Here is a 6,618-nt window from a genome sequence, read left to right as displayed (position 1 = left end):
CATCATGATTAGTTTATACTTTTTTCTATTTTTGGCATATAGGAAAACACACACAATATGTATGATATGAGAATATACCTACTATGTATTTGCATTTGGATGCTGGGGACCCGCCTTTTTGCAGAATCATATCCCGAATCTACAGACCGTTTTAGTGTCGGCTTGCAAGATGCATTCGCTCAAATAAAGGGTTTGAACGGAAAATCATCTGAGCAAGAGATTGATCGGATGAAGAAAAATTTTCATAGAAGTTTAATGAAAGAATATCCGGTGGGATATGATTGGTGGTTGCAAGATGGGGAAAAAATAGATTGGTTTGACGGTGATATGGCTTCGCAAGTGAAATTACGGTTATTGAAATTAGGAATTTCTTATCCGGTAAAAGATAATTTCTCTTCTTTGTCGAAGGCTATATCCCTCTATGTCGATGCCTGTGTGGAACGGAGGGAAAAGAGGTTGCAGGTATTCTTGAAAAATAAGCCGGAAATTGTCTTTACTAAATTTCATATACTTCGCCCATCTTATTTTGCCTATACAGAGGGATTGTCCGATGCCAGAGGCGAAAAATGTTTTATTCCGGACAGCGAACTGTCTTTATTGCGAATGAAAGGAATTTGGGGAGAACAAGAGCTTTTGGGAAAAGCTCCTGAAGGAGTTTTTCGTGATCCTGAAGTTCATTTTGATGGGAAACATATTTTATACTCATTAAAAAAGTCTTCTAAAGAAGATGATTTTCATTTGTATGAAATGAATCTTGATACTCGGGAAATTAAGCAAGTAACGTCCGGAATAGGATTTGCTGATATTGAGGGTATATATCTTCCCGATGATAATATTTTATTTAATTCGACTCGTTGTGGAACTTCTGTCGATTGTTGGTTTACAGAAGTGAGCAATCTTTTTATTTGTGACCGGAGCGGGAAATATATGCGTCAGATAGGATTTGATCAGGTTCATACCTTACATCCGGTTCTTTTAGAAGACGGTAGAGTAGTATATACGCGTTGGGACTATAATGATCGGGGGCAGATTTTCCCTCAACCTTTATTTCAGATGAATTTTGATGGTACGGGACAGGCTGAATATTATGGTGGAAACAGTTGGTTCCCGACTACCATAACACAGCCTTGTGCTATACCAGGAAGTCGCAAGGTGATGGCTGTGCTTATGGGACATCACAATCCTCAGCACGGAAAACTTGCTATTATCGATCCTGAAGCCGGACGGGATGAAAATGAAGGTGTGATGTTCGTTGCTCCTGTACGAAAACCGGAAGCTGTGCGTGTGGATGGATATGGACAAGAAGGTGAGCAGTTTCAGCATCCTTTTGCTTTAAATCAGACTGACTTTTTGATTTCTTATACTCCATTAGGATATAATATCGGTACTCCCATAGAATTTGCTATTTATTGGATGAATATCGATGGAGAAAGAGAACTTTTGGTAGCTGATTCTAAAATATCTTGTAATCAGCCGGTACTGGTTGCACCTCGTAGGCGTCCTTTCCAGCGAGTGAATATGGTCGACTATACAAAAAATACCGGGATATATTATTTACAGAATATCTATGAGGGGCGTAGTATGAAAGGAGTGATTCCGGGTACGGTTAAAAAATTGCGTATTGTAGAGTTGGAATATCGGGCGGCCGGAGTAGGCTGTGCGTATGGGCATGGAAAGGGCGGAGGAGGTCATGCCTTCTCTCCGGTGGGAGTTGGTAATGCGAGCTGGGACTTGAAAAAAGTTTTAGGGGAGGTTGATGTAGAACCTGATGGTTCGGCATTTTTTGAAGTTCCTTCTCGAAAACCCCTTTATTTCCAAGCGTTAGATGAGAACGGGCATGTTGTACAAACCATGCGAAGCTGGTCAACTTTGCAACCGGGTGAAATTCAAAGTTGCGTAGGGTGTCACGAACATAAAAACTCTGTCCCTTCGGCGCAACATCCGGTTTCGGATGCGATGAATAAGAAAATACAAAAGATCGTACCGATAGATGATAAAGGGATTAGAAATTTCGGATTTATTAATGAAGTTCAGCCGATTATAGATAAGCATTGTATTTCTTGTCATGACGGGGTAAAACATCCTATGAGCTTAAAAGGAGATTTGAAGGTTGTCGATAATCAAACTAAACGAATGTTTTCGGACGCTTATCTAAATCTTACGCATGCTCGTAAGACGACAGGGGATAACGATTCGTGGCAGGGACAGACCGATCACCCTGAAGTAAATTGGATCAGTGCACTTTCAGAGCCGTCCGTATTGCGTCCCTATTCGGCAGGATCGGCGACGAGTAATTTGATAAAACGGTTGAAGTCCGGACATGGTAATACGCAACTTTCTCAGGATGAAATAGATGTATTCGCTTTGTGGATCGATCTTTTAGTTCCGTTTATCAGTGATTATCGACAAGCGAATAATTGGACTGAGCAAGAAAAAGCTTATTATGATTATTATGATAAAAAAAGAGAGCAAGCAAAAAGTGCCGAAAGAGAAAATATAAGAGAGTATATTCGTTCTTTAAATGAAAAAATGGTAAAATGATGAGGGTTTGGATTATAAATTTTTGCTTGTTGTTTTGGGGAATGTCCGAGATATGGGCTGCATCGGAAAATATTGTTTCTCCGGATGTTCTGGCTTGTTCGACAGATGGTAAGACTTTATGGGTCGGCAATAGATTCTCTTCGGAATTGTTGAAAGTCGATTCTCGAACACTTGCTGTAAAAAAGAGAATTGCCCTAAATGCTCCGGTAACGGCAATAACTGTTATGCCTGACGGCTCTTTGTGGGTTTCTTCCGATGGAGTATCCGGAAAATTATATAAGATAGACGGGAGGAGCATGAAAGTGTTGGGGGCGTTCGATACCGGTTATTCGCCCTCTTCTTTGTTGATAGATTCTTCCGGTAAAGCTGTTTGGGCTACCTTACGTTATAATAATGAGATTAGAAAATATGATTGTGACAAAGGTTCTCTTATTTGTAAGATTTCGGTCGGGCGTGAACCTGTCGGGGCTGTTTCCTTTGCTGATGGAAGGCGTATTTTAGTTGTAAATAATATGCCTGAGATGTCGGCTTTGGCTTTTCCGGTTGCTGCTAAAATGGATATTATCGATACAGAAAAAAGTAAGGTTATCAAGAGGTTGCTTTTGCCGAATGGGTCAACTGACGTAAAGTCTGTGACGACAGATGTTACAGGTGAGCATGCTTATGTAACCCACTTATTAGCAAGATATCAGTTGCCTACAAATCAGGTGGATAGAGGATGGATGTACACGAATGCGCTGACTATTGTGGATTTGAAAAATGAGAAGGTGGAAGCAACTGTACTTTTAGATACGCCTCAAAAAGGAGCTGCCAATCCTTGGCAAGTGATGGTCTCTCCCGATAATAAAGAGATTTGTGTTGCTCTGTCGGGAGTACATGAGGTTTGTCGTATAGATAGAGAAAAATTGCATGATCGTTTGGCTCAGGCAAAACAGGGAGTAGCGGTAACACCATCTTATAACGGGTGGGAGAATGTGATGAATGATGCCGGAATGCTTTATGGTATTGCTCAGTACCAACCTGTCGGGGGGAAAGGGATAAGAGCCATAGCAATGAACGGAAAAACTTTATATGCTGCGGGATATTTTTCAGGAGATATCCATGTCGCAAAAGGAGATGTATTTGATGTACAGCGGAAGCTGGGCAATAACATGCTTGCTTCTGCCGAAGGAAGAGGGAATATGTATTTTCATGATGCGACATTAGGTTTTCAAGGATGGCAAAGTTGTGCAAGTTGTCATCCGAATGATGCCCGTGCAGACGGCTTGAATTGGGATTTGCTGAATGATGGCCTCGGTAATCCTAAAAATACCAAATCTTTGTTATTGTCACATCAGACGCCTCCTTGTATGGTGACAGGGATTCGTGCAAATGCTGAAATAGCGGTACGTTCCGGAATAAAATATATTCTTTTTGCTGTTACTCCGCCATCGGTTGCTGATGATATGGATGCTTATCTGCGTTCTTTAAAACCTTTGCCGAGCCCTCATCTGCAAAATGGACGTCTCTCTGAAAAAGCTAATAAGGGGAAAGCGATCTTTGATAAAGATTGTTTATCATGTCATTCCGGACCTTATTTTACAGATGGAAAACTATATCCTGTAGATTGGGCTTCGGGAACGGAGGTCGGGAAAAAAATGGATGTTCCGACATTGATCGAAATATGGAGAACTGTTCCGTATCTGTATGATGGACGTTGTGCTACGATGAAGGATATGTTAAAGGTACATGGACCTCGCATACGCGTTTCGGAAAAAGAAATTGAAGAGTTAGAAGAGTATATCTTGTCTTTATAGTTGTGTTTGTTATGAAACGTTTTTATTTGTCTGTTCTGTTTTTGTGTTTCTTTGGGTCTTTGTTTGCCGGAGGACCGTCTTTTGCATTTTGTGATTATTCGCAAGGTAAAGTATTTATTCAAGAAAACGGTGAAATCGTATGGGAACACAAAGCTCCTGATTCGAATGATATTTGGGTGCTTCCTAATAAGAATATCTTATTTACGGCTGGGAAAGAAGTTCTTGAGGTTAGCCGGAAAAACGATACGATTTTCCATTATACGTCCGAAAGTAATATTTTTGCTTGTCAGCGTTTGAAAAACGGAAATACATTTATCGGAGAGTGTGATAACGGACGACTTTTAGAGGTCTCTCCCGATGGTAGTATTGTAAAAGATGTATCGATTTTGCCGTTTGGAGTAAAAACCGGAGGACATGCGTTTATGAGGAATGCCCGGTGTTTGGACAACGGGCATTATCTGGTTGCGCATTATGGCGGTAAATCGGTTGTTGAATATGACGAAAATGGAAAAGCAGTCTGGAATATACCTGTTCCCGGAGGTGCACATTCGGTTATACGCTTGCCATCGGGAAATACATTAGTTGCTGTTACGGATAAAGATAATAATCCTGGTGTATTTGAATATGATATGGCCGGAAATATTGTTTGGTCATTGACGAATAAAGATTTACCGGGAACTCTGAAATTTGCCGGAGGTATGCATTATTTGTCAGATGGACGATTGTTTCTTACCAACTGGGTCGGGCATGTCGATGCGAAAAATCCTGTACATTTATTAGTTATAGATAAACTTTCGAAGAAAGTTCTTTATAAAGTTTCGGACAGGAATGAAATAAAGACAATGTCTTCTGTATTTGCTTTAGATGCATTGAAAAAACGGGTGAAATCTTATCATTGATTTAGAACCAATCTAAATTTTGCTTGGACAAAGTTTGAGAGAAATCCTTAAGAATAGTCTGTTTCCTTTTCAAGTGGGGAGGAGTACTGATACCGCCTACAACGTTATAGACCGAAAGAAAGTACAAAGATGACTTGATAATATTTTTATTGTAAAATTTAAATGACAGGTCTTTCGAAAATCGTTTTGTTTACACGAAAATATGGAAATAGTTTCGGAAGGTAAATAGGTTAATTATTGATTTTGATCAAATACAAGCCGGACTTGCTTAACCTTCCGGCTTGTATTGTTGATTTGTTATTAAAAAATATGTTATTTCAATATCTTCATAAAATGTGTCGTTCCTATAATTCGTACGATATAAACTCCTTTTTTTAAAGATTCGGTATTGATATCATCGATAGATTTAGTTACTATTCTTCCTGTTGTATCGAATACTTCCAATAGTAAGTGTGAAGGATTGAAAATCATTTTTCCGTTATATATGATTTGGTCAGTTATTTTTTGTTTGTCATAGCCATTGAGAGGGTCATACGTGAAATTGATCGTGTATGATACAGCATCGGCTTCACCGCTTTGAGGTACGACTTTGATGGTAGCACTTCCCGGAATGGTTGTAGCCTGGGTTACGGTTACTTTTGCGGCATCGTCCGTTGCTGTTGCCGTAACAACAGGAATTGCTGTGTTATCGTTTAGCTCATAATCATAAGAGGTTTTTCCGGAAACGATTTCGATTTCAATGTCGTTTACAGTCAAAGTTTTTAGAGAAGCGTCTTTACTTAATTCTTCGGCCTTTTCGGATATTGAGATTTCGTCTAAAGATATGCCCGGCATGCTGAATGTTTCCAATTTTGGAGTACAGATATTGAAACCGAAATAGTAGGGGCGGGATGCTTTAGCCGTAAATTCGGCTGTGAATTTTGTATATTCTCCGGATTGCGGTGTAGAAATTTTCAGTAATTCTTCTGTTTGGGCATCTTTCGAAGAGGATGTTCCGGCAGTTACTCTGAATATTTCGGCAAAAGTATTTTCATTTTCTGTGTATCCCGGTAATTTTGCGTAAAATGTAATTTCATAAGTTTTTCCTTTTACCAGTGTGACACTTGGAGTTATGACCCATTCGTCACGATCCCAAAACGACATTGTTCCGGTAGCCATTAAGAAACCACCTTCTCCTCCGTATCCCATTCCGATGGTTCTGCTTAAGTTCCAACCCATGTTAGCATCATTTGCACCGGGCATGATTGTCCATCCGGCCGGGGTCGTGTAGCCCATACCGAAATCTTCGTAAAGCAAAGTCGATTTTTGCGTATATGTAAAGTTGATTGTGTATGATACAGCATCGGCTTCACCGCTTTGAGGTACGACTTTGATGGTAGCAC

4 protein-coding genes are annotated in these 6,618 nt (G+C 40.0%); 3 read left to right on the top strand and 1 reads right to left on the bottom strand.

Annotation, left to right across the window (positions count from 1 at the left end):
- Window positions 1-99: 99 nt before the first annotated feature.
- Genes AC1WHX_RS09555 through AC1WHX_RS09545 form a run of 3 tightly spaced genes read left to right on the top strand, consistent with a single transcriptional unit; the run spans window position 100 to window position 5,236 of the window.
- On the top strand, window positions 100-2,541 hold the full coding sequence (locus tag AC1WHX_RS09555) for an HzsA-related protein (RefSeq protein ID WP_302996061.1): 2,442 nt from the start codon (window positions 100-102) through the stop codon (window positions 2,539-2,541).
- Window positions 2,538-4,337 (top strand): cell surface protein, encoded by a 1,800-nt coding sequence (locus AC1WHX_RS09550; RefSeq protein WP_302546899.1) that lies wholly within the window; start codon window positions 2,538-2,540, stop codon window positions 4,335-4,337. The genes AC1WHX_RS09555 and AC1WHX_RS09550 overlap by 4 nt, the downstream gene beginning before the upstream one ends.
- Window positions 4,338-4,348: 11 nt before the next feature.
- Window positions 4,349-5,236 (top strand): NHL repeat-containing protein, encoded by an 888-nt coding sequence (locus AC1WHX_RS09545; protein ID WP_302996060.1) that lies wholly within the window; start codon window positions 4,349-4,351, stop codon window positions 5,234-5,236.
- 312 nt (window positions 5,237-5,548) lie between these two features.
- On the opposite strand, the gene AC1WHX_RS09540 is transcribed toward AC1WHX_RS09545, so the two are convergent.
- On the bottom strand, window positions 5,549-6,618 hold a 1,070-nt coding region (locus tag AC1WHX_RS09540; RefSeq protein WP_481229238.1), incomplete at its 5' end, for a choice-of-anchor J domain-containing protein.

This window comes from Coprobacter sp., assembly GCF_982436375.1.
This window is presented reverse-complemented; position numbering and strand designations above follow the sequence as displayed.

Bases quoted from the DNA above. Each gene is read 5' to 3' on its own strand.
- AC1WHX_RS09545 (WP_302996060.1), top strand. From the start codon at position 4,349: ATGAAACGTTTTTATTTGTCTGTTCTGTTTTTGTGTTTCTTTGGGTCT.
- AC1WHX_RS09550 (WP_302546899.1), top strand. From the start codon at position 2,538: ATGATGAGGGTTTGGATTATAAATTTTTGCTTGTTGTTTTGGGGAATG.
- AC1WHX_RS09555 (WP_302996061.1), top strand. From the start codon at position 100: ATGCTGGGGACCCGCCTTTTTGCAGAATCATATCCCGAATCTACAGAC.